This is a genomic window from Amycolatopsis sp. NPDC114478 (genome assembly GCF_055633805.1).
This window is the reverse complement of the sequence record NZ_JBVKDO010000025.1, coordinates 21,930-46,580: the sequence shown is the minus strand read 5'-3', so window position 1 is coordinate 46,580 and position 24,651 is coordinate 21,930. Positions and strand designations below refer to the sequence as shown.

Below are 24,651 nucleotides of genomic sequence, written 5' to 3'. Positions count from 1 at the left end.
GTGACGGGCGCGCGCTACCGGTTCAGCAGCACGTGGCTGCTGCCCGGTACTGCACCCGAGCGGGTGTTCGGCGCGGTCACCGACCTCGCCGGCTACCCGCGGTGGTGGTCGGACGTCCGCACGGTGCGCCGGGTGGACGACGACACCGCCGAGCTGGTCTGCCGGTCCCGGCTCCCGTTCCGCCTGGTGGTCCGGATGCACCGGGACCACCAGGACGAACAGGCGGGCCTGCTGCGGGTCCGGTTGAGCGGCGACCTGGACGGGGTGCTGGCGGGAGCGGTCCGCGCGGCGGGCGCGGGCACGCTCCTGCAGATCACCCAGGACGTCCAGGCTCGCAGGGAGCTGCTGCGGCGGCTCGACGCGGTGGCCCGGCCGCTCTTCCGCGCGAACCACGCGCTGATGATGCGGCGGGGCCACCGTGGGCTGTCGGCCTACCTGGCCTGACCGGCGACGCAGACCTCGGGCACGACGGCCCGGCGAGGACGGCTGACCAGCACCAGCCCGCCCAGCGCCACCGCGGCCACCAGGAAGCCCGCGCTGACCCCGTAGGCCAGCCGGAAGCCCGACGCCAGCGCTTCGCGGTGGTCCGCCACGGACAGGCTCGCCGTGCGGGACGCGGCCACCGAAGCCAGCACCGCCGTGCCGATCGCCGCTCCGGCCTGCTGGGTCGTGTTGATCAGGCCGGACGCCACCCCCGCGTCCTCCGCCGGGACGTCCGACATCGCCAGCCCCATCAGCGCCGGGATCGCCGCGCCCGCGCCGAGGCCCATCAGCAGCAGCGGCGGGAGCACGCCGGTGAAGTAGTCATCGCCGACCTGCGTCAGCAGCAGCAAGCCGACGATCACCAGGCCCAGACCGGAGAGCAGGACCGTCCGCGGCCCGAATCGCGCCGCCAGCTTGTCCGCGAAGCCCAGCGACGCCACCGCGATCACCAGCGGCACCGGCAGGAACGCGACGCCGGTGCGCAGCGCGTCGAGGCCCAGCACCTGCTGCAGGTACAGCGCCGTCACGAACTGGAAGCCGAGCATCCCGGCGACCATCAGCACCATCACGACGTTCGCGCCGGTGACCGCGCGGATCCGGAACAGCCGCAGCGGCAGCAGCGGCGTGCGCGCTTTCGCCTGCCGCACCACGAAAGCGGCCAGCAGGACGACGGCCGCGGCCAGCGCCGGCCACACCGCCGACGAAATCCCGTACACGCCCAGCATCACGGCCGCGGTGACCAGTACCGCGCCGAGGACGTCCAGGCCGGCCCCGAGCCCGGTACCGCGGTCCGGCGAGACGACCCGGACCGCGAGCACCAGCGCGGCCGCGCCGATCGGCAGGTTGACGTAGAACGTCCAGTGCCAGCTCAGCGCCTGCGTCAGCGCGCCGCCCGCGATGAGCCCGATCGACGCGCCCGCGGCCTGCGTGAAGCTGTAGACGCCGATGGCGCGAGCCCGGGCGCGCGGCTCGGGGTACATCGTCACGATCATGCCGAGCACGACGGCCGACGCGAGCGCGCCGCCGACGCCCTGGACGAACCGCGAGACGACCAGCACACCGGCGTCCTCCGAGATACCGGCGACCAGGGACGCGAGGGTGAACAGGCTGAGCCCGCCGAGGAAGACACGGCGCCGGCCGAGCAGGTCGCCGAGCCGGCCGGAGATCAGGAGCAGGCCGCCGAACGCGACCAGGTAGGCCGTGACGACCCAGGCGAGGCCGGCGGGCGTGAACCCGAGGTCGGCTTGGATGGCGGGCAGCGCCACCGCGACGATGCTGCTGTCGAGCACGACCATCAGCGACGCGGCGCACAGCACCGCCAGTGCGAGGCCGCGGGAGCGGGTGGGGTGGTTCTCGGCCATGTGGGGCCCCTCCAGTCGAGCGTTTTCCCTGTTCGTTGCCAGGGCACTTCTTGTAACAGTGCCCATCATGTGTGACCATGGGTGCGCGCGTAAGGAGGCACTTCCATGTCCCAGGGGAACATCGGTGTACCTGTCCAGGTCACGGAGATCGACCCGGAGAAACTCGACGTCTGCACGGTGCTCGAGGTCATCAACCGGATCAGCGGCAAGTGGGCGATCGGCATCCTGCTGGAGGCCATCCGCGGCCCGGTGCGGTTCACCGAACTGGAACGCGCGGTCAACGGGATCAGCCGCCGCATGCTGACCCTGACGCTGCGCAACCTCGAACGCGACGGGCTCCTGGAGCGCACGATCTACCCGACCGTGCCGCCGCGCGTGGAGTACGAAGCCACGGCGATGGCGAAGGAGCTGTACCAGTCGTTGAGCGGCCTGCTCGGCTGGGCGGAGCAGCACCGCGAGGACATCGCGGCGGCGCGCGTCGCCTACGACGCCGCCGTCTGAAGACGTGGAAACGGGCCGCTGCGCGAGGTCGGGGAAACTCGCACAGCGGCCCGTCGTGGCTCGTGCTCAGCGGGGGCAGTGAGCACGAACGCTTTCGGTGTTACCGGGCGGGTACCTTGACCGCCTCTTCCAGGTCGTCGGTCCCGGCCGCGTGGCTGTGCTCGTCGAGCATCGTCGCCTCGTCGAACGGTTCCTGGCCGGCGAAGACGCGTTGCGCCTTCTCGCGGTCGAACTCCTTCGTCCAGTTTCCGATGAGGACGGTCGCGACGGCGTTGCCGGCGAAGTTCGTCAGCGCGCGGGCTTCCGACATGAACCGGTCGATGCCGAGGATGAAGCCGACGCCGTTGAGCAGCTCCGGCCGGTGCGACTGCAGACCGCTCGCCAGGGTCGCGATGCCCGAGCCGCTGACGCCCGCCGCGCCCTTGGACGCGATGATCATGAAGGCCAGCAGGCCGATCTGCTCACCGATCGACAGGGGCTCGTCCTGGGCCGCGGCGATGAACAACGTCGCCATGGTCAGGTAGATCGCCGTGCCGTCCAGGTTGAACGAGTAGCCGGTCGGGACCGTGATGCCGACGACGGACTTGCTGACGCCGACGTGCTCCATCTTCGCGATCAGCCGCGGCAGCGCCGACTCCGACGACGACGTCGACAGGATCAGCAGGAACTCGCGGCCGAGGTAGCGCAGCAGGTTCCAGATGAAGACCCGGGCGCCGAGCCACAGCACGATCCCGAGGACCACGAACACGAACACCAGGCAGGTCGCGTAGAACCCGACCATGATGACGGCGAGGCTCTTCAACGCCGCCCAGCCCGTCGCGCCGACCACCGCGGCGATGGCGCCGAACGCGCCGATCGGGGCGGCCCACATGATCATCGCCAGGATCCGGAAGACCAGCCGCTGGATGTGCTCGATGCCGCGCAGGATCGGGGCGCCCTTCGGGCCGAGCTTCTGCAGTGCGAACCCGACGAGCAGCGCGACCAGCAGCGTCTGCAGCACCTCGCCTTCGGTGAAGGCGGACACGAGCGTCTTGGGGATGATGCCGAGCAGGAAGTCGACCGGGCCTTCGGCGCCGCCGGCGGACTTCTGGACGCTCTTCACGTCGGCCGGGTTGAGGTGCAGGCCGGTGCCCGGGTGCAGGATGTTGCCGACGACCAGGCCGATCGCCAGGGCGAAGGTCGACATGACGATGAAGTAGAACAACGCCATCAGACCGACTTTGCCGACCTTGGCCGCCTTCGCGACCGAGCCGACACCGATGACGATGGTGCAGAAGATGATCGGCGTGATCATCATCTTGATCAGGTTGACGAAACCGTCGCCGAGGGGCTTGAGGCCCTTGGCGAAGCCCGGGAAGAGGAAGCCCACCAGGATCCCGAGCACGACCGCGACGATCACGGCCAGGTACAGGTAGTGGGTCTTGTCCCGCTTGCGCGGGGTCTCCTCGGTCGTCGGTGGGGTCGGCACCGTTGCCTCCAGCTCAGGGGTGTTCCAGGTTGCGGCACACTGTAGGCGCAGATCCGTGACCCGGCTCACTTGTGTTCATTGAGTTCGCGCACCGTCCCTTTCGGACACCGGAGCGCGTGTGCTGGTATGAGGAGGTGCCCCCGACGATGCGGTCCCGCTGGAGCCTCGCCCGTCAGCTGCTCGTGCTGCAGCTGGCGGTGCTCTGCGTGCTCGCCGGCGCCGGCATCACGTTCGCCTACCTCGACGCGTCCCGCGCGGTGAACGAGAACGCGCGCGATCAGGTCCGCGCGGTCGCTTCGACGGTCGCCGAAGCGCCGACCGTCGCCGCCGCGGTGGGAACGCCGAACCCGAGCGCGACGCTGCAGCCGTTCGCCTTGCAGGTGCAGAACCACACCAACGTCGACTTCATCACCATCATGAGCCCGGCCGGGATCCGGTACACGCACCCGAACCCGGCGCTGATCGGCCAGCACTACATCGGGACCATCGACCAGGCGCAACGCGGCGGCGAGCTCACCGAGACCTACACGGGTTCGCTCGGCCCGTCGGTGCGCACGGTCGTGCCGGTGTTCGGTCCCGGCCACCGGGTGGTCGCGCTGGTCGCCGTCGGGATCACCGTGGTGGCGATCTCGGCCGAACTGCGCGAACGGCTCTGGCCGCTGTTCGGCGTCGCCGGGGCGGTGCTGGTGGTCGGGGCACTGGGCGGCTGGCTGATCAGCGCGCGGCTGCGGCGCCAGACCCGCGGGATCGCGCCGGACGAGCTGAGCAACCTCTTCGAGTACCACGAAGCCGTGCTGCACTCCGTCCGCGAAGGCGTGCTGCTCGTCGGCCGCGACGGGCGCATCGGCCTCTGCAACGACGGTGCCCGCGCCCTCCTCGGCCTCGACGCCGACCCGGTCGGACGCGAGCTGGCGTCCCTGGGCCTGCCGGACGAGCTCGCGCGGGCGTTCACGTCGTCAGAGAACCGGGCAGAAGAGCTGCACCTGACCGACGCCCGGGTGCTGCTGGTCAGCACGACCGCCGTCCGCTCGGGCGGCCGGGCGCAAGGCACCGTCGTCGTCCTGCGCGACCACACGGAACTGCAGACGCTGACCGGGGAGCTGACCACCGCCCGCGGTCTCGCGGAGGCGCTGCGGTCGCAGGCGCACGAGGCCGCGAACCGGCTGCACACGGTCGTTTCCTTGGTGGAGATCGGCAAACCCGAGCAGGCCGTCGAGTTCGCGACCGCCGAGCTCGCGCTCGCCCAGGAGCTGACCGACCGCGTCGTCGGCGCGGTCGCCGAGCCGGTGCTCGCGGCGCTGCTGCTGGGCAAGGCGGCCGAGGCGAGCGAACGCGGCGTCGAGCTGACGGTCACGCCGGACACGGTGATCGACGACGTCTCGCTCGGCGTCGAAGCCCGTGACCTGGTGACGATTCTCGGCAACCTCATCGACAACGGCCTCGACGCGGCCGTGCGCGGCGGCGGCAAGCCGGCGGTGGTGGTCACCGCCCGGACCGAAGACGACGGGTTGCTGCTGCGCGTGGCCGACAGCGGGCCGGGCGTGCCCGAGGAGGCCGACGTCTTCCGCCGCGGCTGGTCGACGAAGGCCGGCGACGGCCACGGGCTGGGCCTGGCGCTGGTCGGCCAGGCGGTGCGCCGCTACGGCGGCACGGTCGAAGTCGGCCACGACGGCGGCGCGGTGTTCACCGTGCGGCTGCCCAGACAGGAGGCGGACCGGTGATCCGGGTGCTGGTGGTGGAGGACGAGCCGGTGGCCGCCGAGGCACACCGCGTGTACGTCGAAAGGCTGCCGGGCTTTTCGGTGGCCGGCGTGGTCCATTCCGGCGGCGAGGCGCTGCGGTTCTGCGAACGCGAGCCGGTCGACTTGGTGCTGCTGGACTTCTACCTGCCCGACACGCACGGCTTGGCGGTGTGCCGTTCCCTGCGCGCGGCCGGCCTCCCGATCGACGTCATCGCGGTGACCTCGGCGCGCGACCTCGGCCTGGTCAAGGCGGCGGTGTCGGTGGGGGTGGTGCAGTACTTGCTGAAGCCGTTCACGTTCGCGACGCTGCGCGAAAAGCTGGAGCGCTACACGGAATTCCGCGACGCGTCCGGCGAAGTGACGGGCCAGGCGGAGATCGACCGCGCGCTCGGGGCGTTGCGCACGACAGAGCAGCCACCGCTGCCGAAGGGAATGAGCGTCCAGACGCTGGAGGCGATCACGGACGCACTGTCGGGAGCGGCGGAGGGACTGTCGGCGGGAGCGGCGGCTTCGGCGATCGGCGCGTCCCGAGTGACGGCGCGGCGGTACTTGGAGTACTTGGCGGACAACGGGATGGCGCACCGGGAACCGCATTACGGGCAGGTGGGACGACCCGAGGTCTGGTACCGGCTCACTCGCGTATAACGACTTACAGCCGGTCGCTGAGGAGCTGGGCGATTTTCGCGTAGACGTCGGCCCGCTGGGGACGGAGATCGAGCTCGGCCAGCCGGGTCTGGCCGTGGCTCTTCTTCGCGACCAGCACCATCGTGTCGCCTTCCTTGTCCGGGTTCGTGGACCGGCACGAGCGCGCCGTTCCGGCGGGGACGGCGATCGGTTACACCGGCTTGCCGCAGTCGGGGGCGAATTCCCCGAGCGTGGCCTCGAGCCGTCCGGTGCCTGGAACCGCGGCGACGTACAGCTGGCGCACCTGGCGGCCGCCCACGCGGGAGGGGTAGTCGCAGCGGTAGACCGGGACCCGCCACCCGCTGTCCGCTTTCGCCTCCTCGGCCCACGCGTCGAGGGCGGCGCCCATCGCGGCACTGATCTCGGTCACGCCGAGGAACGGGCAAGCGGAGGTGACCTTGTCCGGCGACCGCGGGGGCGGTGGCTGCGGCGTGGTCGGCGGCCGGGAGCCGGGCCCGTTGCCCAAGGCCGGCGCGTCGGACGAGGGAACCGGCTTCGTGACCGAGATCGGTGAAGTCACGGCCGGCGCGGCCGGCGCCGGCGTCGAGCACGCGCTCAGCAGGGCCAGCGCACCGGCCGTGGTCAGGATTCCCCCTCGATTCCCCATTTCGCGAGGATAGCCCGACTTCCGGCGGTTCCGGCCGCTTTTGCGGTGCGGTAGACCGGGACCATGTCGAAGTGGGCCGGGTTCCTCGCCGCACTGCTGATCGCCGTCGGAACCGCTACCCCGGCGTACGCCGACGAGCCCGCCGCGAGCGTCACCGACGTCCAAGTGACCGGGCCCGTCGCCCAGCGGTTCAACCTGGTCGTCCTCGGGGACGGCTACACCGCCGCCGAACAGGGCAAGTTCTTCGCCGACGTCCAGCGGCACGTCAGCACCCTCTGGTCGCTCGAGCCGTTCAAGTCCTACCGCAGCTACTTCAACGTCTACGCCGTGTCGATCGCCTCACCCGAGTCCGGTGTGGACTGTGACCCCTCGCTCGACGCGCCGCGGCGCGACACCCCGCTGAACATGGGTTTCTGGGGCGGCTGCAACGCGCAGAGCGTCCAGCGCCTGCTGACCGTCGACGACGCGGCCGCGCAGCGGTACGCCGACCTCGTCCCCGGCACGACCCGCGCGAACCGGCAGATCCTGGCGCTGGGCAACAGTTCCACCTACGGCGGCGCGGGCGGCACGTTCGCGACGGCGTCCGGCGGGAACGCGCTGTCCGCGCTGATCTCGCCGCACGAGCTCGGCCACTCGCTCGGCGGCCTCGACGACGAGTACGACTACTACGCGCGCAACGTCCCGGGTGGCGCGTACGAGGGCGGCGAACCGGACTCGATCCACCACACGCTGCTGACCGAACAGCAGATGCGCGACCAGCACGCGAAGTGGTGGCGCTGGCTGGGCGAACCCAGCGAGGCCGGCGGCACGATCGGCCGCTTCGAAGGCGGGCTGTACACGCAGACCGGCGTCTGGCGGCCCAGCAAGCACTCGATGATGAAGACCCTCGGCTACGCGTTCGACCAGGTCGGCCGCGAGCGGATGACGCAACGGGTCTCCGCGAAGGTACCGCTCATCAGCGGCGGGACACCGGCCGGCACGATCGGCGCCGACCGCGTCGTGTGGGTGCGGCCGATGCACCCGGTGGACCACCGCCTCGCCGTCACGTGGGCTCTCGACGGCCGTCCGCTGCGCGGCTCCGACGCCCTCGACCTGCGGCAGGCGCACGTCAAGCCGGGCAAGCACACGCTGACGGCGACGGTGACCGACCCGACGCCGTTCGTCCGCGACCCGGCCGTCCGGCCGACGGCGACCCGCACGTGGACCGTGGACACAGCGGTGGTCACGCCGCCCGCAGGAGATTCGGCGGTCATCGCGTCCACCCCGACGACGGCCCCGGTCGGCGGCCACGACGTCGTGTACGTCGAGACGGGGGAGCCGACCGGCTCGATCCCGCAGGTTCGCTGGACGCTCGACGGCCGACCGGCCGGCAGCGGGTCCGACTTCGTCTTGAAGGAGTCCCGCGGGCAGCACTCGCTCACGGCGACGACCGGCGGAGTCACGTTGACCTGGACGGTGGACGCGGACGGCCCGACGACGACGGTCTCGCTGCCCCCGGACGCGGTGTTCCACGGCTCGTTCCCGATGCGGCTGACGGCATCGGACGGAACGCCGGAGTTCCGCGTCGACGGCGACGGCTGGCACAAGTACTACGGCTGGCCGACGGACCCGAACGCGCCGTACCTGTTCACGCCCCGGGGCACGGAGATCGACGGCTTGGCGTACGGAAACCTCGGCCCGGACGGGTTGACGGTCTCGCCGTTCACCGAGCGGAAGCCGGGGTACGGCTGCCACCGGATCGAGTACCGCTCGATCGACACGGCGGGCAACGTAGGCCCGACGCGGTCGGTCGTGGTGACGCTGCTGCCCTGAATCGACGGAACTTTCTTGCCGGGCAATCCGGCAAGAAAGCCGTCGTGGAACACCATAGGTGTGCCGAAAAACTACGCGGCGGGTTTCGCCTGCCCCGCCTGCATGGTGTACACGACCGCCATGACGAGCATGATCGCGGCCACCACACCGCATGCCGCCATGATCCCGGTACTGATCCCGGTCATGGACTTCGCGGCGGTGCAGGTCGCCTTGAACGTCGGCGACAGGCGCTGGTGGATGTCCCCGATCGTGGTGGAGCAGCTCTGCGCCTGGGAAGCGTTCTTCGCGTGCAGGACGAGGCCCACGACCACGCCGACGATCGCGATGACCAGGCCGGCCGGCAGCCATTTCGGATACGCGTTGAGCACGGGCGCACTTCCTTTCGGTCAATGCGTCCGGGCGGCCTTTGGTGGTCTCCCGAATCGCAACTCCTCGAGTCGCGGTTCATTCGAGAGGTGTTACGGGCGGTGGTTTCATTGCCGCTTTTCCGGGTACGGCGCGAGGTCGAAAATAATGAGCTGGGCGTCCCGGAATTCAGCGCGGCCGACCCGGCACGCCCGGCCGAGTCTGCCAGGGGTGCGGCCCGTCCAACGGCCGATACTCGACGCCCAACGCGTCCAGCCGCGGCAAGTGGTGGTCCCGCAAGCGCGGCAGGAACTCCGCGTACTCCCGGGCACCGCTGCTCCAAGCCACCTCCGCAAAGGCCGACAACCGCGGAAAAGCCATGTAGTCCACCCGCCGGACATCGTCCAAGTGCTCGCTCCACACCTGAGCCTGCACTCCACGCAGCCGAGGCCCCGCCAACGCCGGCTCGTACCGGTACACGTCCTCCAGCGTGTGGACCCAGCCGACCGGGATCGGCTCGTCCGGGTCCGCTGACTGGCGGTGGTCCAGGTACACGTGCTGCTCCGGGCACATCACCACGTCGTGCCCGGCTGAGGCCGCTCGGATGCCCGCCTCCTCGTTCTGCCACGAGCCGATCACCATCGGGGGCAGATCCGGGATGTCCAGGACCTCGTCCCAGCCCATCGGTCTCCGGCCGCGCGCCACCAAGTGCTCGGCCAGCTGCCGGACGAACGCGCGGTGCTCCTCCGTCGCGCCCGGGGTCTCGTCGCCGCCCAGGGCGATCACCTGCGACGGGAAGATCTCCAGCAGGTGGTCGAACACCGTCCGGAAGAAGTCCAAAGTGGAATCAACCGGGGAGAGCAGCGAAGTGCTGATACCCCAGGAAGTCCAGATCTCGTAAGAAGACGAAGTCCCGAGCGAAGGGTAAGCGGCCAAAGCGGCACGGGCGTGCCCGGGGATATCGATCTCCGGAACCACCGTGACAGCCCGGGAAGCCGCGTACGCCACGATCTCCCGCAGGTCGTCGCCGGTGTAGAACCCGCCGTGCGGACGGCCGTCCTGCTCGCCCCCGCTGCCCACCATCGATGACGGCCGCCACCCGCCCACGGACGTCAAGCGCGGATAGGAAGGGACCTCGAACCGCCAGCCCTGATCGTCCGTCAGGTGCAGGTTCAGCACATTCAGCTTGTGCGCCGCCAGCAGATCGATGAACCGCAGCACTTCGGCCTTGGTCCGGTAGTGCCGGGCGACGTCGAGCAGGCACCCGCGCCAGCCGAACCGCGGGTGGTCCTCGACCACGCCGCACGGGACGGACAACGCACCACCGATCGAAGCCGCGCGGAACGCCGACGGCCCCGCCAGCTGACGCAGCGTCTGCCGCCCGTAGAACTCCCCGGCCGGGTCACCGCAAAACAGAACCACGCCCGAAGGAGTGATCTCCAACCGGTACCCCTCGGCCGGCAGCGAAGCGTCCCGAACGTCCACAGTAGACAGAAAGGCGCATGACCCGGAGGCGGGCGTCACGGAAACCGGGCGGGGGAGCAGGGTGTCGAAAGCCATGTCAGCCCTTCACGGCGCCGGCCATCCCGGACACCAGCCGTCGTTGCACGAGGACGAAGAACACGAGCACCGGGATCGTCATCAGCGCCGAGGACGCCATCACGGCACCCCAGTCGGTGTCCTCCGGCTTGAAGAACACCAGGATCGCCTGCGGCAACGTCTGGTTCTCGGTCTTGGAGATGATGAACGTCTTGGCGAAGAGGAAGTCGTTCCAAGCGTGGATGAACGCCAGCACGCTCACCGCCACCAGTCCGGGCGCCACCAGCGGGAACAGGATCTGCCACGTGAACCGCATCCGCGACGCGCCATCGAGCTTGGCCGCCTCTTCGAGTTCCACCGGCACCGCGGCCACGAACCCGCGCAGCATCCAGATCGCGAACGGCAGGCTGAACGCCAGGTGCACCAGCACCAGCGAGCCCAGTTCGTTCAAACCGAAAGCCGGCACCGCCGCGCCGAGGGAGCGCATCAGGAAGAACAACGGGATCGTCAGCGCCTCCACCGGGACCATCTGCGCCACCAGGATCATCACCAGCAGCACGGTCCGGCCCTTGAACGAGAACCGCGTCAGCGCGACCGCCGAGAGGAACGACAGCAGCAGCGAAAGCACCACGACGACCAGCGCCACCACCAGGCTGTTCACGAAGAACCGCCCGAAGCCGGACACCGTGAGGACCCGGGTGAAGCTGTCGAGCGACGGGCTGAACGTCCACGGCTTCGGGTTCGCCGACTGGATCTCGCCCGCCGGTTTGAACGCCGAGAGCAGCATCCAGTACAGCGGGAACGCGACGATCCCGGCGATCACGACCGTGACGACTTCGGCGACCAGGCGCCCCGGACGTTTCACAGCCATGCCGCGCTCCGGCGCTGCGAGCGGACGTACAGCCCGGTGACCGACAGCAGCAACAGCGTCATGACGACTCCGATCGCCGAGCCGAGGCCGTACTCCTGCCCGGCGAAAGCCTGTTGGTACGCGTAGACGTTGAGGACCAGGTTGCGGCCGGCGACGCCGCCGCCGTTGGTCATCACGTAGATCTGGGTGAACACCTTGAAGTCCCAGATGATCGATTGGACGGTCGCGATCATCAGCAGCGGCCGCACCATCGGGAGCACGATGGACCAGGTCGTCCGCCACACCGAAGCGCCGTCGAGCGACGCCGCTTCGAGCACCTCGTCCGGCACTCCCTTGATCCCCGCGTACATCGTGACCAGCACGAAGGGGAACGAGCACCAGATCACCTCGGCGGCGACCAGCCCGAACGCGCCGAGCGTGCCGAAGGTCCACGAGTGGTGCTCGAACGGCAGCCCGATCCCCGAGAGCACCTCGTTGACCAGGCCGAAGTCGGTGTCGAAGAGGAACAGCCAGACGTAGGAGCCCGCGATCGCCGGCGTCGACCACGCGCCCAGCGCGGCGAGGAACAGCAGCGTCCGGGGCAGCGAGCGCACCCGCGAAGCCAGCACCGCGAGGCCGGTGCCGACGAGCAGCGAACCGACGACGCAGGCCCCGGCGAACCCGACCGTCTTGCCGAGCACCGTCCAGAACTCCGCCTGGGCCAGCAGGTCGGTGTAGTTCGCGAAGCCGAGGAACACCAGCGGCGCGTTGCCCGCGGCCTGCGGCTGGCCGTAGTCGTAGAACGAGATCAGGACCAGCTGGTAGATCGGGTAGGCCAGCATCGCCACGAGCAGGATGCCCGCCGGGGCGAGGTAGAGCGCGGCGGCCCGGCCGTCCCCCTTCCGCCTCGGCCGCCGCGCGGGGGCCGAGACGGAAGGGGCCTCCTGGACGGTCACCACTACCCGAAGGCCTTGTCCATCGCCGCGGCCGCGTCGGTCAGGGCCGCCGCCGGGTCCTTGCCGCCGGTCGCGATCTGCTGGACGGCCGTGGGCAGCACGTTCTGGCTGTCGATCTTCGACCACGCGGGCGTCGCCGGGACGAACTTGGTGCCCGCCTTCAGCGTGTCGACGAACGGCTTGAGGAACGGGTCGTTCGCCGCGAGCTTCTGCTGCACGCTGCTCAGCGTCGGCAGGTTGCCCATCGCCGTGTACATCTTCTCCTGGTACTTCGCGCCGCCGAGCAGCTCGACGAACTCCAGCGCGAGGCCGCGGTGCTTACTGGCGTTGAAGACGCCCAGGAGGTTGCCGCCGGCGAACGCCGGTGCGACGCTGTTCGCGGCCGTGCCGGGGATCGGAACGACCGCGTACTTCCCCTTCACCGCGCCCTGCTCGACGGCCTTGCGGTTGAAGTCGCCGCCGATGGTCATCCCGGCCTTGCCGCCGGCGAACGCCGTGACGCTCTGCGTGCCGGTCAGGTTCGCGCACTGCGCGGGCGGGCAGATGTCGTCCTTGAGCAAGCTCGCGTACTGCGTCACGCCGGCCTTGGCCGGGTCCTCGGTCACGGCCGACTTCCACTTGCCGCCGTTGTCCCGCGCGAGCTCGCCGCCGTTGGCCCAGAGGAAGGGCAGCATCGCGTAGGTGTACTTGCCGCCGACGGAGATGCCGTAGAGGTCCGGCTTGGCGGCGCGGATCCTGCGGGCGTCGTCGGTCAGCTCGGCGAGCGTCGTCGGCGGCTTGAGACCCAGCTCGGTGAAGACGTCCGTGCGGTAGTAGAGCGCGCGGATGCCGGTGTACCAGGGCAGGCCGTAGGTCTTGCCGCCGGACTTCGCCGTGTCGAGCACGGTCGGGATGAGGTCCTTGCCCTCGCTCCACGACGCGAGGTCGCCGGTCAGGTCGGCGAGCGCGCCGGTCGCCGCGTAGCTGGACACGTCGGTGTTGCCGAACTCGGCGACGTCCGGCGCGTTGCTCGGGTCGTTGAAGGCGCCGGAGAACTTGTCGGCGCGGCCCTCGACCGGCACCCACTGGACGTCGACCTCGACGCCTTGGTGCGCGGCCTTGAACTCGGTGATGGCGTCCTTGACCGCGGCCTCCTTCGGCGCGCGGTTGGCCTCGTCGAACAGCCAGACGCGGACGGTGCCGGTCTTGTCGTCCCCACCGGAGCCGGCGGGCGCGGACTGGGTGGGCGCGCAGCCGGCGAGCAGGGCCAGCCCGGCGACGACGGGCAGGGTGCGGCGCAGTCTCATGGGTCCTCCAGTGCGGCCTGAGCGGCTCAGGCGAAGTAAACGGAGTTGACGCTGCCGACGGCGAGCGAGCCCGCGACCGCGCCGGGCAGGCCGGTGGCCGGGTCGCGCGGCAGCCAGGTGACGGTGCCGGAACGCTGGTTCGAGACGTAGAACCAGTTTTCGCCGGGGTCGAGGGCCACGTGCCGCGGCCAGTTGCCGCCACTGGACACAGTGGACACCAGCTTCAGCGTCTCGCCGGCGACGGAGAACGTCGCCAGGGTGTTCGGGCCGCGGACGGTGGCGTACGCGAACTTCCCGTCCTTCGACAAGGTGATCTCGCCGGGGTACAGGTCGCCGGTGCTGCCCGGCGGCACGGCCGGGACGACGGAAAGCGCCTTCAGCGTGCCGGTGGCCGCGTCCCAGCCCGCGACCGTCACCTCCGGCCGCAGCTCCTGCAGGATGTAGGCGAACGTCCCGGTCCTGTCGAACGCGAGGTGCCGCGGCCCGGCGCCGGCCGGGAGCTTGAGCTGCTGGTGCAGCGCGAGCTTCCCGGTGGCGACGTCGAGCGAGTAGACGTACACCGAGTCGGCGCCGAGGTCGACCGACAGCACCCAGCGGCCGGTCGGGTCGTTGACCACCTGGTGGGCGTGCGCCTGCCCGGAATCCGCCTGGTGCGTCACGAGGTCCGTGGCCGCGCCGAGCTTGCCCCCGGCCAGGATCGGCAGCACGACGACGCTGCCCGAGCTGTAGTTCGCCGCTAGCACGTACTTCCGGCTCGAGTGCACGCTCAGGTGCGTCGGCGCGCCGCCCTTCGAAGAAACCTTGTTGAGCAGCTTCGGGTTCGCCGCGTCGGCGATGTTCAGCGCCGAGACGTACCCGTTCGGGTCGCCTTCGTCGGTGACGTACAGGGTCTTGCCGTCGGCGCTGCGGTCGAACCACGACGTGTCGGTGATGCCGGGCACCGTGCGCACGGGGTTCAGCGCGGCGCCCGACCGGTTCGTGACGTCGAGGCCGTGGCCGTTCGCCCCGCTGGTGTAGCTGCCGATGTACACGGTCCCTCCGGCGATGCAGCCCTTCGAGGTGGTGGCCGCGGACGCGAGCTGCGCGCCGAGAACGGTGGCGGCACTCGCGCCCGCGGCGGCGCCGAGGAACGTGCGACGAGAAAGTCCGGTCATCGTCATTGTCTCCCAACGGGTTCGGGTCGGCGGCTCACCCCAGTATGGTCTAGACCACGGCCATGAGCAATGCCGAAACCGCGAATCCGGAAACGGAAAGCACGGTTTCCAGCGCGGTCCACGACTTCAGTGTCTGGACGACGCTCATGTTGAAGTACCGCGAAACGATCCAGAAGCCGCCGTCGTTGACGTGCGACGCGATGATCGACCCGGCCGAGATCGCCATGACCAGCAACGCCAGCTGCACCTGCGAATACCCGAGCTGCGCCACGGTCGGCGCGATGATCCCGCTCGTGGTCACGATGGCGACCGTGGCCGAGCCCTGCGCGATCCGCATGCCGCAGCTGATCACGTACGCCGCCAGCAGCACCGGGAGCCCGGCGTCGTGCAGCGAATCGGCGACGGCCTTGCCGATGCCGGTGGCCGAGAGCACCGCGCCGAAGAACGCGCCCGCGCCGACGACCAGCAGGATCATCGCGACCGGCCGCAGCGACTTCGCGGCCAGCTCGTTGAGGTCCTTGCCGGTGAACCCGCGGCGCAGGCCGAGCAGCCAGGACGCGAGCAGCACGGCGACGGTCAGCGCGACCGCCGGCGTGCCGATGAACGCGGCGACACCCGCGAGCGCGGAGTTCTTCGGCAGCCAGATGCTGCCGAACGTCCCGGCGAGGATCAGTACCAGCGGCACCGCGATGATCGAGCCGACCAGCGCCAGCGACGGCACGTCCTCCTCGGTCTCGCCCTCTTCCTCGGCGACGATCATCTCCTGCGGCACCTCGACGTCGATGCGCTTGCCGATCCAGGTCGCATACAGCACGCCGCCGACGAGGAACGCGGGGATGCCGCAGGCCAGGCCCATCAGGATGATCCAGCCGAGTTCGACGTGCAGCAGGCCGGCGGCGGCCACCGGGCCCGGGTGCGGCGGCAGGAACGCGTGCGTGATCGACAGACCGGCGATCAGCGGCATCGCGTACAGCACGAGGGAGCGCTTTCCCTGCTTCGCGGCGACGTACACCAGCGGCGCCAGCACGAAGATGCCGATGTCGAAGAACACCGGGATGCCGAAGATGAACCCGGCGACACCCATGGCCAGCGGCGCCCGCTTCTCCCCGAAGCCCCGCAGCAACGCTCCGGTGAGCACCTTCGCACCGCCCGAGCGTTCGAGGATCGAGCCGAGCAGTGTGCCGAGCCCGATGATCGCCGTGATGTGCCCGAGGATGCTGCCGAAGCCCTTTTCCAGCAAGGAGTCCGACGACTTCTGGGCGGTGCCGACGATCGTGCCGACGGGCAGGCCCGCGGCCAGCGCGGTGAGCAGGCCGACCACGATCAGCGCGATGAACGGCTCGATCTTGAGCTTGACGATCAGCACCAGCAGGACGGCGATCGAGACGGCGGCGAGCGTGAGCAGCCCGCCCGTGGTGTGTTGCAGCCAGTGGATCATCGGGCTCTCCGGGGGTTGCGCAGGGAGTGGCCGGCGAGGGCGCCGGTGGGACGGCCGTCGTCGAGGGCGGCGACGCCGTTGACGAAGACGTGCGTGATCCCCGCGGCGGGCTGCCGCGGGTCGTCGAAGGTGGCGGTGTCGGTGACCGCGTCCGGGTCGAAGAGCACCAGGTCGGCGGCGTAGCCGGTGCGGACGAGCCCGCGGTCGGTCAGCCGCAGCCGCCGCGCGGCCCGCCCGGTCAGGTGGGCGACGCACTCGGCGAGGTCCAGCACGCCCAGTTCGCGGACGTACCGGGCCAGGTAGCGGGGGAACGTCCCCCACGCGCGCGGGTGCGGCCGGGCGCCGACGAGAAGGCCGTCGCTGCCGCCGGTGTGCGTCCGGTGCCGCATGATGGCCTGCACGTTCTCCTCGTGCCCGACGTGCATCAGGCACGACGTGCCGAGTTTTTCCTCCAGCAGCGTGTCGAAGTACAGCTTCGCCGGTTCGGTGCCCTGCTTACGCGCGGACGCGGCGACGCTGTGCCCGACGAGGTGGGCGTTGTGGTCGTTCCGGACGCCGTTGATTTCGATGGCGTCCCAGTCGATCGGGACGCCGTGGGCACCGTCCGAACCGGACTCTTCGATCGCCACCCGGATCCGCTCGCGCGTGTCCACATCGGACAGCCGGGCGAGCGTCGCGTCCAGACCGCCTTCGGTGGCCCAGCTCGGCAGCAGCGCGGAAAGGTAGGTCGCACCCGGCAGGTACGGGTAGGTGTCGAGGCTGATGTCGCAGCCGTCGTCGAGCGCGTCGTCCAGGAGCTTCAGCAGGTCGGGCGCCTTGCCCTTGTTCACCGAGAAGTTCATCGTCGCGTGCGCGAGGTGCAGCGGGCAGCCGGACTGCCGGCTGACGTCGATCATCTCGGCGAACGCCTCCAGCGCGCCCTTGCCGTAGCTGCGGTGGTGCGGGCTGTAGTACCCGCCGCCCTCGCCGACCACGCGGCACAGCTCGACCAGCTCGTTCGTCTCCGCGTACATCCCGGGCGTGTAGGTCAGGCCGGACGACATCCCCATCGCGCCCTCGGCGAGGCCCGTGGCGACGAGGTCCTTCATCCGCGTCAGCTCGGCGTCGGTGGCGGGCCGGTCGTCCCAGCCGACGGCGAGCATCCGGACCGTGCCCTGCGGCACGAGGTAGGTCGCGTTCACGGCGACGCCCTGGTCGAGGCGGTCGAGGTATTCGCCGACCGAGCGCCAGTTCCAGTCGAAGCCGGCCGGGTCGTCGTTCCACCCGGCGAGCTGCTGCCGCAGTGCTTCCAGGACGGCGTCGTCGACCGGCGCGTACGACAGCCCGTCCTGGCCGAGCACTTCGGTCGTGACGCCCTGGGTGATCTTCGCGGCGTGGTCCGGGTTGGCCAGCAGCTGCAGGTCGGAGTGCGAGTGCATGTCGATGAACCCGGGCGCGAGCACGAGCCCGCCGGCGTCGATCGTCCGGCCGCCGGTGAGCGAGCCGGCGTCGCCGATGTCCGCGATCTTCCCGTCGCTGATGCCGACGTCGTGGCGGGCGAGTGGTTCGCCGGTGCCGTCCGCGACCAGCGCGTTCTTGACGACGACGTCCATCAGAACCACGTCCGCACGAGGTCGACGACGGTTTCGCCGTCGGCCGCGGTCACCGGCAGCAGCGGCCACTTGTCGAACACCGTGCACGGGTGCGAGAGGCCGAGCCCGATCCAGTCGCCGACCTCGACCGGCGAGCCGGCGGGCAGGGTGAGGAACGCGTGCTGGTCGTTCATCTTCGCGACGACGTGCCCGTCCAGGGGCTCGGCGGGGCCGTTCGGCGTCCGGCGCAGCTGCGGCTCGGGCATGCCCTCGTCGAAGGACGCGTCGCGCTTGCCGATCGTCAGCAGCGCGAGGGTGTCCGACGGCTTCGACGTCACCTGCGCCCAGGCGCGCAGGGCGGGCCGGAACGACTCGACGCCGTCGATGCGCGGGTGGTCCCCGAGCGGGGAGATCTCGCGGTAGAAGCCGTCGTCGTGGGTGATGTACGCGCCGCTGCGCAGCACCGGCAGCACGTCGAGGCCGTCCGGCCACGGCTTGGTCAGCTCGTTCGCGACCTGGTCGAAGTACGCGCTGCCGCCGGCGGTGACGATGACCTGCCCGTCGAGCAGTCCCTTGTCCGCGAACGCGATCGCGAGGTCGCGCAGACCGTCCACATAGGAGCTGATCTTGGCGAGCGCGGCTTCGTCGGTGTCGTGGGAGAGCGCGCCCTCGTAGCCGCCGGTGCCCCGCAGCCGCAGCACCGGGCTGGCGTCCACGGCTTCGGCGACGGCCCAGGCGGTCGCGGTGTCGCGGACGCCCGTGCGGCCGCCGTCGGCGCCGAGCTCGAGCAGGACGTCCACCGGACGCTCGCTGCCTTCGAGAGCCGCGGTCATCAGCTCGACGCCGCGGACCGAGTCGACCCAGCAGACGAACTCGAACGCGGGGTCGGCCGCCAGCTCGGCGGCCAGCCAGCGCAGGCCGGCCGGGTCCAGGAACTGGTTGGCCAGCAGGATCCGGGAGACGCCGAACGCGCGGTAGATCCGGAGGTGACCGGCGTTCGCGCAGGTCACGCCCCAGGCGCCGTGCTCGATCTGGCGGGCGAACAGCTGCGGTGCCATGGTCGTCTTGCCGTGCGGGGCGAGCACGACGCCGCGGGCGACGCACCACGCGGCCATCGTCCGCAGGTTGTGTTCGAGCGCTTCCTCGTCGAGGACGACGAAGGGCGCGAAGAACCCGTCGGCGAAGAGGTTGAGCCGGCGGTCCGCGGCTTCGTCCAGGGTGAGCCCGGTCAGGGCGGGGGCGGCCGAGCGGAAGCGCCAGTCGACCCGCTCCTGGCGGAGAGCGTCGAGCGCGGCGGTGTTCATGGTGCAAGCGGCGGGTTGGTTCATCGGCGGCGACCTCGGTTGCGTATGTTGCAACGACTGTTGCGCATTTTGAGTGCCATAGGTGTAGCATCCGGGTCGCCACAGGTCAACGGGGTGACGGACAGGGGAGACGGAAAGTGACGAGCGGGCCCGAGGTGCTGTGTATCGGCGAAACGATGGCGCTGTTCGTGCCCGCCGAACCCGGCCCGCCGGACGAGGTGAAGCGGTGGCTGCGCACGATCGGCGGCGCCGAGTCGAACGTGGCCTGCAACCTGCCGACGCTCGGGGTGCGCAGCGGCTGGGTGAGCGCGGTCGGGGACGACCCGTTCGGCCGGGCGATGCTGCGGGAGGTCGCTTCCCACGGCGTCGACGTCAGCGCCTGTTTCGTCGATCCGACGCGACCGACCGGGCTCTACGTCAAGGAAAGCGGCGCCGGCGGCAGCCCGGTGCGCTACTACCGGGCCGGCTCGGCGGCGTCGGCGATGGACCCGTCGCTGCTGGACCGGCTCGACCTCGACGGCGTCCGCGTGCTGCACCTGTCCGGCATCACCCCGGCGCTGTCCGACAGCTGCCTCGCGCTGGTGCGCGCGTTGCTGGCCATGCCCCGCGGCGACCGGCTGATCTCGTTCGACGTCAACCTGCGGCCCGCGCTCTGGGCGGGCCGCGACCCGCGCCTGCTCGCCGAACTGGCCGGTCAGGCCGACATCGTCCTGACCGGTGACGACGAGGCCCAGCACGTCTGGGGGACCGGCGACCCCGCCGAGCTGCGCGCCCTGCTGCCGGGGCCGCGCACGCTGGTCGTCAAGCACGGCGAACGCGGCGCGACGCTGGTCGAAGGCGAGCCGCTGTTCGCCCCGGCGCTGAAGGTCGACGTCGTCGAGCCGGTCGGCGCCGGCGACGCGTTCGCCGCGGGCTTCCTCGCCGCGACGCTGCGGGGCGCGTCGCCTTTGGAACGGCTACGGCAGGGGCACCTGCAGGCCGCCGTCACCCTGCTCACCCACGACGACGTCGGGGTGCCGCTGCCGCGTCCGGTGGTGGATAGCCTGCTGCAGGCGGGTCCGGACGAGTGGAGTTCGGCCCGGCTGACCGGAGAAGGGCTGGTGCGGACGTGAGCCAGAGCCTCGATCGCGCGTTGACGCTGCTGAGCTCGATCGCGAAGGACGCGCGCACCCTCGACGACCTCGCCGAGGAGATCGGCGTGCACAAGTCGACCGTGCTGCGGCTGCTGCGCACCCTCGAACAGCACCACTTCGTCCGCCGCGAAGGCGCCCGGTACTACCGGCTGGGCAGCGCGATGTTCGACCTGGCCAACCAGGCGCTCGACTCGATCGACGTCCGGCGCAGCGCCCAGCCCGCGCTGGCCGCGCTCAACGCGCGCACCGGCCACACCGTGCACCTGGCCAGCTACGACGACGGCGAGGTCGTCTACATCGACAAGTACGAGGGCCGCCACTCGGTCCGGATGTACTCCCGCGTCGGCAAGCGGGCGCCGCTGCACTGCACGGCGGTCGGCAAAGTCCTCGTCGCGGCGATGCCGCAGGCCCGCCGCGAGGAGATCGCGCGGTCGATCGAGTACCCGGTGCTGACGCCGAACACGATCACCACGCCGTCGGACTTCCTGGCGGAGCTGGAACGCGTCGCGCGCCTCGGGTACGCCGTCGACAACGCCGAGCACGAGGACTTCATCCACTGCATCGCCGCCCCGGTGCGCGGCGCGGACGGCGAAGTGCTGGCCGCCGCGTCGATGTCGGTGCCGAAGGTGCTGCTGGACTACGAAGGCCTGCTCACGCTGGTGCCGGACCTGCGCGCCGCGACCACGGAAGCTTCCGTCCACAGTGGATGGACGGAGAACGGAAAGGGGCACTGATGAGCAAGACGGCAGTTTCCACCGAGAACGCGCCGAAGCCGCCGGCGAAGTTCTCGCAGGCCGTCCGCAAGGGGAACCTGCTGCAGGTCGCCGGCCAGGTCGGCTTCGACCCGGCCACGGGCGAGATCGTCGGCGACGACGTCGTCGGCCAGACGCGGCAGACGTTCAAGAACATCGAGGCCGTGCTGGCCGAGGCGGGCTCGAGCCTGGCCGACGCGATCATGGTCCGGGTGTACCTGACCGACACCGCGCACTTCGCGCCGTTCAACGAGGTCTACGACGAGCTGATCGGCGACGCGCCGCACGCCGCCCGCACGACGGTGTACGTCGGCCTGCCGGGTGAGCTCCTCGTCGAGATCGACGTGCTCTGCGTGCTGGACTGAGGCTTTCCCGGGGCCGGCTTCCCGGCCCCGGGGTGCTCAGCCGAGGACGCTCGTGTAGCCGTTGAGGGCGGGCTGCCCGCCGAGGTGGGCGTAGAGGACGTTCGAGTCCTTGCCGATTTCCCCGCTCCCGACGAGGTCGATCAGCGCGGCCATCGACTTGCCCTCGTACACCGGGTCGGTGATCACGCCCTCCAGCCGGGCGCAGGTCTCGATCGCGTCCACAGTGGATTTGTCGGGGATGCCGTAGATCCCGGCGTGGTAGCGGTCGTCCAGCTCGACCTCGGGGGTCTCGCCGGCGCCGATCAGCTCGGCGGTGTTGCGCGCGATGCGCGTGATCTGCTCGCGGGTCTCCTCGGGCTTCGCGGAGGCGTCGATACCGAGGATGCGCCGGTTCTGGCCGAGCGCGGTCCCCGCGACCATGCCGCCCTGGGTGCTGCCGGTGACCGAGCAGACGATCACCGTGTCGAAGAAGACGCCGAGTTCCTCCTCCTGCTGTTCCAGTTCCACGACCCAGTTCGCGAACCCGAGCCCGCCGAGCCGGTGGTCCGACGCGCCGGCCGGGATGGCGTAGGGCTTCCCGCCGTTCGCTTCGATCTCGGCGACCGCGTCCTCCCACGCCTGCTTGAAGCCGATGCCGAAGCCGGCGTCGACGAGCCGGACGTCGGCGCCGAGGATGCGCGAGAGCTGGATGTTGCCGACCTTGTCGTAGAGCGGGTCGTGCCAGTCGACCCAGCTTTCCTGCACCAGCACGGCCTTCAGCCCGGCGCGCGCCGCGGCGGCCGCGACCTGGCGGGTGTGGTTGGACTGGACGCCGCCGATGGAGACGAGGGTGTCCGCGCCTTCCTTCAGCGCGTCCGCCACGAGGTACTCGAGCTTGCGGGTCTTGTTGCCGCCGTAGGCGAGGCCGGAGTTGACGTCCTCGCGCTTGGCCCAGACCTTCGCGCCGCCGAGGTGCGCGGTGAGGCGTTCGAGCGGGTGCACCGGCGACGGGCCGAACAACAGGGGGTAGCGGGGGAAGTCGGCGAGGGTCATCGGTCCTCCAGCAGATCGGTCCAGATGGTCGAGATCACGGAGACCGCCGTGCCGGTGTCGCGGGCTTCGAGGGCGTCGATGAGCCGGGTGTGCCGCTCGACGGAGTTCCAGGCGAGCGCCGAGCTGAAGCGCGCGTGCTCCAGCCGGCGCAGGAGAGGTGTGTAGCGGTCGAGGGTCGCGGCGACGGCGGCGTTGCCCGCCAGCCGGACGGGGATGTCGTGCAGTTCGTCGTCGGCCTTGATCGCGGCGTCCACATCACCCGCCTCGATCGCCTTGGCGAACCGGTCGTTGGCGGCGCGCATGGCGGCGATGTCCTCCGGGCGTGCTGTCGTCGCCGCTGCCCGGACGGCGAACTCGTGCAGCAGCCGGACGATCTCCCGCGCGTCGAGGACATCGGGCGACATGACATCGGAGACGCGCGTGTAGCTCTGCGGCTTCTGGTCGACGAGGCCGTCTTCGGTGAGGCGGCGCAGCGCGTCGCGGACGGGGGCCTTGGACAGCCCGAGCTGTTCGGCGAGGTCGCCGTCGCGCAGGGGAGTGCCCGGGGGGAGCGTGCCGTCGACGATGGCGTGCCGGATGCGGTCGTACGCCTCGTCACGCAGGAGCGGGCGGGTGACCTTGGGGAGACTCACATGTAACATGTTAGATGTCGGTCGGCTGGTCCGGCAAGCGGCGGTCGGCTGACGCCGGTGTGGTGAGCCCGGCGAGGCGCGTGGTCGGCGCGGAACGCCGGCCGATCCGGCCCGGCCGGCGCCGTGGCACCGGCCGGGCCGTCGAGTCAGTAAACGGGACCGGTGTACTTTTCGCCGGGGCCCTTGCCGGGCTCGTCGGGCACGGCCGAAGCCTCCCGGAACGCCTTCTGGAGCGACTGCAGACCGTCCCGCAACGGCCCGGCGTGCAGGCCCAGATACTCCGCCGACGCCGTCACGAGCCCGGCCAAAGCGGTGATGAGCCGGCGGGCTTCGTCGAGGTCGCGGTGCGGGGACGTCGCCGGGTCGGCGTCGGCCAGGCCGAGCCGCTCGGCGCCGGCCGACAGCAGCATCACCGCCGCGCGGCTGATCACCTCCACGCTGGGGATCTCGGCCAGGTGGCGGTCGTCCGGGGAATAGGGGGCCTGTTCGGAGGGTTGATCTGACACGTCTGGTACCCTTCCACGAGCGACCAGCCTCCGAGCGATCGGGGGCGGCAAGTGGAGCCCCGCTCCCACCCGCGTCACCGTACAAGGTGGCCGGGTCCGGTCTCGCCCGGACACTGAGTCCAGGGTGAAGAAGTGTCCTCCGGGGCACGATCGGAAACAGAGTGGGCCCCGCGCACCGAACGGTGTCGGGGCCTTCGCTATGTGGGCACCAGGTCGAACGAGAACAGGAAACATTCCTCGGACCAAGGAGGCCCCATCAGCTCCGAGACACGCATCAACGACCGTATCCGGGTGCCGGAGGTCCGACTCGTCGGCCCCGCCGGCGAACAGGTCGGCATCGTCCGGATCGAGGATGCGCTGCGCCTGGCGCAGGAGAACGATCTCGACCTCGTCGAGGTCGCGCCGCAGGCCCGCCCGCCGGTGTGCAAGCTCATGGACTTCGGCAAGTTCAAGTACGAGAGCGCGCAGAAGGCCCGTGAGTCGCGGCGCAACCAGCAGCTGACCGTCATCAAGGAACAGAAGCTGCGCCCCAAGATCGACCAGCACGACTACGAGACCAAGAAGGGTCACGTGTCGCGCTTCCTGGCGGCGGGCAACAAGGTCAAGGTCACGATCATGTTCCGCGGCCGCGAGCAGTCCCGGCCGGAGCTCGGCTACCGGCTGCTGCAGAAGCTCGCCGAAGACGTCACGGAGCTCGGCTTCGTCGAGTCGTCGGCCAAGCAGGACGGTCGCAACATGATCATGGTGCTGGCCCCGCACAAGAACGTGAAGCCGAAGGCGAAGGCCGAGGCGGCCCCCGAGCCGACCCCCGACGCGTAGGCGCCGACCAGCACAGTCAGCGGCTCACCGGAATCTCCGGTGAGCCGCCGCACGAAAGAGGACTGAAATGCCGAAGATGAAGACCCACAGCGGGACGTCCAAGCGGATCCGCGTCACGGGCACGGGCAAGCTGCGCCGCCAGAAGGCCGGCCGCCGCCACCTGATGGAGAAGAAGTCGAACCGCCTCACCCGCCGCCTCGAGGGCACCACCGAGCTGGCGAAGACCGAGGCCGGCCGCGTCAAGCGCCTGCTCGGCATCTGATCCCACAGAACTTGCAGTAACCACCCGGGGCGTTTCCCCTCGCCCCCCGA

General features: G+C 70.5%; 25 protein-coding genes. 10 read left to right on the top strand and 15 right to left on the bottom strand.

From position 1 onward, the window contains the following. Complete coding sequence (locus ACZ7OH_RS43560) at positions 1–444, top strand: SRPBCC family protein (protein WP_470286280.1); 444 nt, start codon at positions 1–3, stop codon at positions 442–444. On the opposite strand, the gene ACZ7OH_RS43555 is transcribed toward ACZ7OH_RS43560, so the two are convergent. After that, positions 432–1,844 (bottom strand): MFS transporter, encoded by a 1,413-nt coding sequence (locus ACZ7OH_RS43555; RefSeq protein ID WP_470286279.1) that lies wholly within the window; start codon positions 1,842–1,844, stop codon positions 432–434. The genes ACZ7OH_RS43560 and ACZ7OH_RS43555 overlap by 13 nt on opposite strands. Before the next feature lie 105 nt (positions 1,845–1,949). Here ACZ7OH_RS43555 and ACZ7OH_RS43550 point away from each other — a divergent pair, with 105 nt between their 5' ends. Beyond that, positions 1,950–2,345, top strand: a complete 396-nt coding sequence (locus ACZ7OH_RS43550; RefSeq protein WP_086672303.1) for a winged helix-turn-helix transcriptional regulator — start codon at positions 1,950–1,952, stop codon at positions 2,343–2,345. Between the two features lie 100 nt (positions 2,346–2,445). Here ACZ7OH_RS43550 and ACZ7OH_RS43545 read toward each other — a convergent pair whose 3' ends face one another. Beyond that, the gene (locus tag ACZ7OH_RS43545) at positions 2,446–3,813 is read right to left on the bottom strand and encodes a cation:dicarboxylate symporter family transporter (RefSeq protein WP_470286278.1); all 1,368 of its coding nucleotides are present in this window, start codon (positions 3,811–3,813) and stop codon (positions 2,446–2,448) included. A gap of 146 nt (positions 3,814–3,959) precedes the next feature. On the opposite strand from ACZ7OH_RS43545, the gene ACZ7OH_RS43540 reads away from it, so the two are divergent. Then, positions 3,960–5,534, top strand: coding sequence for a sensor histidine kinase (locus tag ACZ7OH_RS43540; protein WP_470286277.1), 1,575 nt, complete (start codon positions 3,960–3,962; stop codon positions 5,532–5,534). Then, entirely contained in the window at positions 5,531–6,199 is a 669-nt protein-coding gene (locus ACZ7OH_RS43535) for a response regulator (RefSeq protein ID WP_400905794.1), read from the top strand. The genes ACZ7OH_RS43540 and ACZ7OH_RS43535 overlap by 4 nt, the downstream gene beginning before the upstream one ends. 190 nt (positions 6,200–6,389) lie before the next feature. Here ACZ7OH_RS43535 and ACZ7OH_RS43530 read toward each other — a convergent pair whose 3' ends face one another. Continuing rightward, complete coding sequence (locus ACZ7OH_RS43530) at positions 6,390–6,845, bottom strand: hypothetical protein (RefSeq protein WP_470286276.1); 456 nt, start codon at positions 6,843–6,845, stop codon at positions 6,390–6,392. A 63-nt stretch (positions 6,846–6,908) separates the two neighbouring features. Between ACZ7OH_RS43530 and ACZ7OH_RS43525 the strand changes: the two genes are divergently transcribed. Beyond that, on the top strand, positions 6,909–8,657 hold the full coding sequence (locus ACZ7OH_RS43525; RefSeq protein WP_470286275.1) for a M64 family metallopeptidase: 1,749 nt from the start codon (positions 6,909–6,911) through the stop codon (positions 8,655–8,657). A gap of 71 nt (positions 8,658–8,728) precedes the next feature. On the opposite strand, the gene ACZ7OH_RS43520 is transcribed toward ACZ7OH_RS43525, so the two are convergent. From ACZ7OH_RS43520 to ACZ7OH_RS43480, 9 genes are all read right to left on the bottom strand, one after another. Continuing rightward, complete coding sequence (locus tag ACZ7OH_RS43520) at positions 8,729–9,025, bottom strand: hypothetical protein (RefSeq protein ID WP_470286274.1); 297 nt, start codon at positions 9,023–9,025, stop codon at positions 8,729–8,731. A 166-nt stretch (positions 9,026–9,191) separates the two neighbouring features. Further along, positions 9,192–10,562, bottom strand: a complete 1,371-nt coding sequence (locus ACZ7OH_RS43515) for a beta-N-acetylhexosaminidase (protein ID WP_470286273.1) — start codon at positions 10,560–10,562, stop codon at positions 9,192–9,194. Between the two features lies 1 nt (position 10,563). Then, the gene (locus ACZ7OH_RS43510; protein WP_470286272.1) at positions 10,564–11,412 is read right to left on the bottom strand and encodes a carbohydrate ABC transporter permease; all 849 of its coding nucleotides are present in this window, start codon (positions 11,410–11,412) and stop codon (positions 10,564–10,566) included. After that, positions 11,403–12,350: a carbohydrate ABC transporter permease gene (locus tag ACZ7OH_RS43505; RefSeq protein WP_470286271.1), complete on the bottom strand. Its 948-nt coding sequence runs from the start codon at positions 12,348–12,350 to the stop codon at positions 11,403–11,405. The genes ACZ7OH_RS43510 and ACZ7OH_RS43505 overlap by 10 nt, the downstream gene beginning before the upstream one ends. Continuing rightward, positions 12,350–13,633: an extracellular solute-binding protein gene (locus ACZ7OH_RS43500; protein ID WP_470286270.1), complete on the bottom strand. Its 1,284-nt coding sequence runs from the start codon at positions 13,631–13,633 to the stop codon at positions 12,350–12,352. Before ACZ7OH_RS43500 ends, ACZ7OH_RS43505 begins: the two co-directional genes overlap by 1 nt. 26 nt (positions 13,634–13,659) lie before the next feature. Next, positions 13,660–14,793 carry a lactonase family protein gene (locus ACZ7OH_RS43495; RefSeq protein ID WP_470286269.1) on the bottom strand — a complete coding sequence of 378 codons (1,134 nt, stop codon included), beginning with the start codon at positions 14,791–14,793 and terminating at the stop codon, positions 13,660–13,662. Positions 14,794–14,836: 43 nt separating this feature from the next. After that, the gene (locus ACZ7OH_RS43490) at positions 14,837–16,225 is read right to left on the bottom strand and encodes a GntP family permease (protein WP_470286268.1); all 1,389 of its coding nucleotides are present in this window, start codon (positions 16,223–16,225) and stop codon (positions 14,837–14,839) included. Next, positions 16,222–17,817 carry an N-acyl-D-amino-acid deacylase family protein gene (locus ACZ7OH_RS43485; RefSeq protein ID WP_470286267.1) on the bottom strand — a complete coding sequence of 532 codons (1,596 nt, stop codon included), beginning with the start codon at positions 17,815–17,817 and terminating at the stop codon, positions 16,222–16,224. The genes ACZ7OH_RS43490 and ACZ7OH_RS43485 overlap by 4 nt, the downstream gene beginning before the upstream one ends. Further along, complete coding sequence (locus ACZ7OH_RS43480; protein WP_470286266.1) at positions 17,817–19,124, bottom strand: amino acid deaminase; 1,308 nt, start codon at positions 19,122–19,124, stop codon at positions 17,817–17,819. Before ACZ7OH_RS43480 ends, ACZ7OH_RS43485 begins: the two co-directional genes overlap by 1 nt. Positions 19,125–19,237: 113 nt before the next feature. Between ACZ7OH_RS43480 and ACZ7OH_RS43475 the strand changes: the two genes are divergently transcribed. Genes ACZ7OH_RS43475 through ACZ7OH_RS43465 form a run of 3 tightly spaced genes read left to right on the top strand, consistent with a single transcriptional unit; the run spans position 19,238 to position 21,350 of the window. Then, positions 19,238–20,212, top strand: coding sequence for a sugar kinase (locus ACZ7OH_RS43475; protein WP_470286265.1), 975 nt, complete (start codon positions 19,238–19,240; stop codon positions 20,210–20,212). Continuing rightward, a complete protein-coding gene (locus tag ACZ7OH_RS43470) occupies positions 20,209–20,967 on the top strand; it encodes an IclR family transcriptional regulator (protein WP_470286264.1) in 759 nt (252 codons plus the stop codon). The genes ACZ7OH_RS43475 and ACZ7OH_RS43470 overlap by 4 nt, the downstream gene beginning before the upstream one ends. Continuing rightward, complete coding sequence (locus tag ACZ7OH_RS43465; protein WP_400905826.1) at positions 20,967–21,350, top strand: RidA family protein; 384 nt, start codon at positions 20,967–20,969, stop codon at positions 21,348–21,350. Before ACZ7OH_RS43470 ends, ACZ7OH_RS43465 begins: the two co-directional genes overlap by 1 nt. Before the next feature lie 36 nt (positions 21,351–21,386). Here ACZ7OH_RS43465 and ACZ7OH_RS43460 read toward each other — a convergent pair whose 3' ends face one another. From ACZ7OH_RS43460 to ACZ7OH_RS43450, 3 genes are all read right to left on the bottom strand, one after another. Continuing rightward, a complete protein-coding gene (locus ACZ7OH_RS43460; protein WP_470286263.1) occupies positions 21,387–22,382 on the bottom strand; it encodes a 1-aminocyclopropane-1-carboxylate deaminase in 996 nt (331 codons plus the stop codon). Continuing rightward, positions 22,379–23,023, bottom strand: coding sequence for a GntR family transcriptional regulator (locus ACZ7OH_RS43455; RefSeq protein ID WP_470286262.1), 645 nt, complete (start codon positions 23,021–23,023; stop codon positions 22,379–22,381). The genes ACZ7OH_RS43460 and ACZ7OH_RS43455 overlap by 4 nt, the downstream gene beginning before the upstream one ends. A gap of 137 nt (positions 23,024–23,160) precedes the next feature. Continuing rightward, positions 23,161–23,520: a DUF1844 domain-containing protein gene (locus ACZ7OH_RS43450; RefSeq protein WP_167379973.1), complete on the bottom strand. Its 360-nt coding sequence runs from the start codon at positions 23,518–23,520 to the stop codon at positions 23,161–23,163. Between the two features lie 201 nt (positions 23,521–23,721). Here ACZ7OH_RS43450 and infC point away from each other — a divergent pair, with 201 nt between their 5' ends. Together infC and rpmI are read left to right on the top strand one after the other, a co-directional pair. After that, on the top strand, positions 23,722–24,339 hold the full coding sequence (gene infC, locus ACZ7OH_RS43445; protein ID WP_043780275.1) for a translation initiation factor IF-3: 618 nt from the start codon (positions 23,722–23,724) through the stop codon (positions 24,337–24,339). A gap of 67 nt (positions 24,340–24,406) precedes the next feature. Then, positions 24,407–24,601 (top strand): 50S ribosomal protein L35, encoded by a 195-nt coding sequence (gene rpmI / locus ACZ7OH_RS43440; protein ID WP_086672342.1) that lies wholly within the window; start codon positions 24,407–24,409, stop codon positions 24,599–24,601. Positions 24,602–24,651 lie beyond the last annotated feature (50 nt).

Coding starts and splice junctions, on each gene's coding strand:
- ACZ7OH_RS43555 (WP_470286279.1), bottom strand. CDS start 1,844: ATGGCCGAGAACCACCCCACCCGCTCCCGCGGCCTCGCACTGGCGGTG.
- ACZ7OH_RS43550 (WP_086672303.1), top strand. CDS start 1,950: ATGTCCCAGGGGAACATCGGTGTACCTGTCCAGGTCACGGAGATCGAC.
- ACZ7OH_RS43540 (WP_470286277.1), top strand. CDS start 3,960: ATGCGGTCCCGCTGGAGCCTCGCCCGTCAGCTGCTCGTGCTGCAGCTG.
- ACZ7OH_RS43530 (WP_470286276.1), bottom strand. CDS start 6,845: ATGGGGAATCGAGGGGGAATCCTGACCACGGCCGGTGCGCTGGCCCTG.
- ACZ7OH_RS43525 (WP_470286275.1), top strand. CDS start 6,909: ATGTCGAAGTGGGCCGGGTTCCTCGCCGCACTGCTGATCGCCGTCGGA.
- ACZ7OH_RS43515 (WP_470286273.1), bottom strand. CDS start 10,562: ATGGCTTTCGACACCCTGCTCCCCCGCCCGGTTTCCGTGACGCCCGCC.
- ACZ7OH_RS43510 (WP_470286272.1), bottom strand. CDS start 11,412: ATGGCTGTGAAACGTCCGGGGCGCCTGGTCGCCGAAGTCGTCACGGTC.
- ACZ7OH_RS43500 (WP_470286270.1), bottom strand. CDS start 13,633: ATGAGACTGCGCCGCACCCTGCCCGTCGTCGCCGGGCTGGCCCTGCTC.
- ACZ7OH_RS43495 (WP_470286269.1), bottom strand. CDS start 14,793: ATGACGATGACCGGACTTTCTCGTCGCACGTTCCTCGGCGCCGCCGCG.
- ACZ7OH_RS43490 (WP_470286268.1), bottom strand. CDS start 16,225: ATGATCCACTGGCTGCAACACACCACGGGCGGGCTGCTCACGCTCGCC.
- ACZ7OH_RS43485 (WP_470286267.1), bottom strand. CDS start 17,817: ATGGACGTCGTCGTCAAGAACGCGCTGGTCGCGGACGGCACCGGCGAA.
- ACZ7OH_RS43480 (WP_470286266.1), bottom strand. CDS start 19,124: ATGAACCAACCCGCCGCTTGCACCATGAACACCGCCGCGCTCGACGCT.
- ACZ7OH_RS43465 (WP_400905826.1), top strand. CDS start 20,967: ATGAGCAAGACGGCAGTTTCCACCGAGAACGCGCCGAAGCCGCCGGCG.
- ACZ7OH_RS43460 (WP_470286263.1), bottom strand. CDS start 22,382: ATGACCCTCGCCGACTTCCCCCGCTACCCCCTGTTGTTCGGCCCGTCG.
- ACZ7OH_RS43455 (WP_470286262.1), bottom strand. CDS start 23,023: ATGTTACATGTGAGTCTCCCCAAGGTCACCCGCCCGCTCCTGCGTGAC.
- rpmI (WP_086672342.1), top strand. CDS start 24,407: ATGCCGAAGATGAAGACCCACAGCGGGACGTCCAAGCGGATCCGCGTC.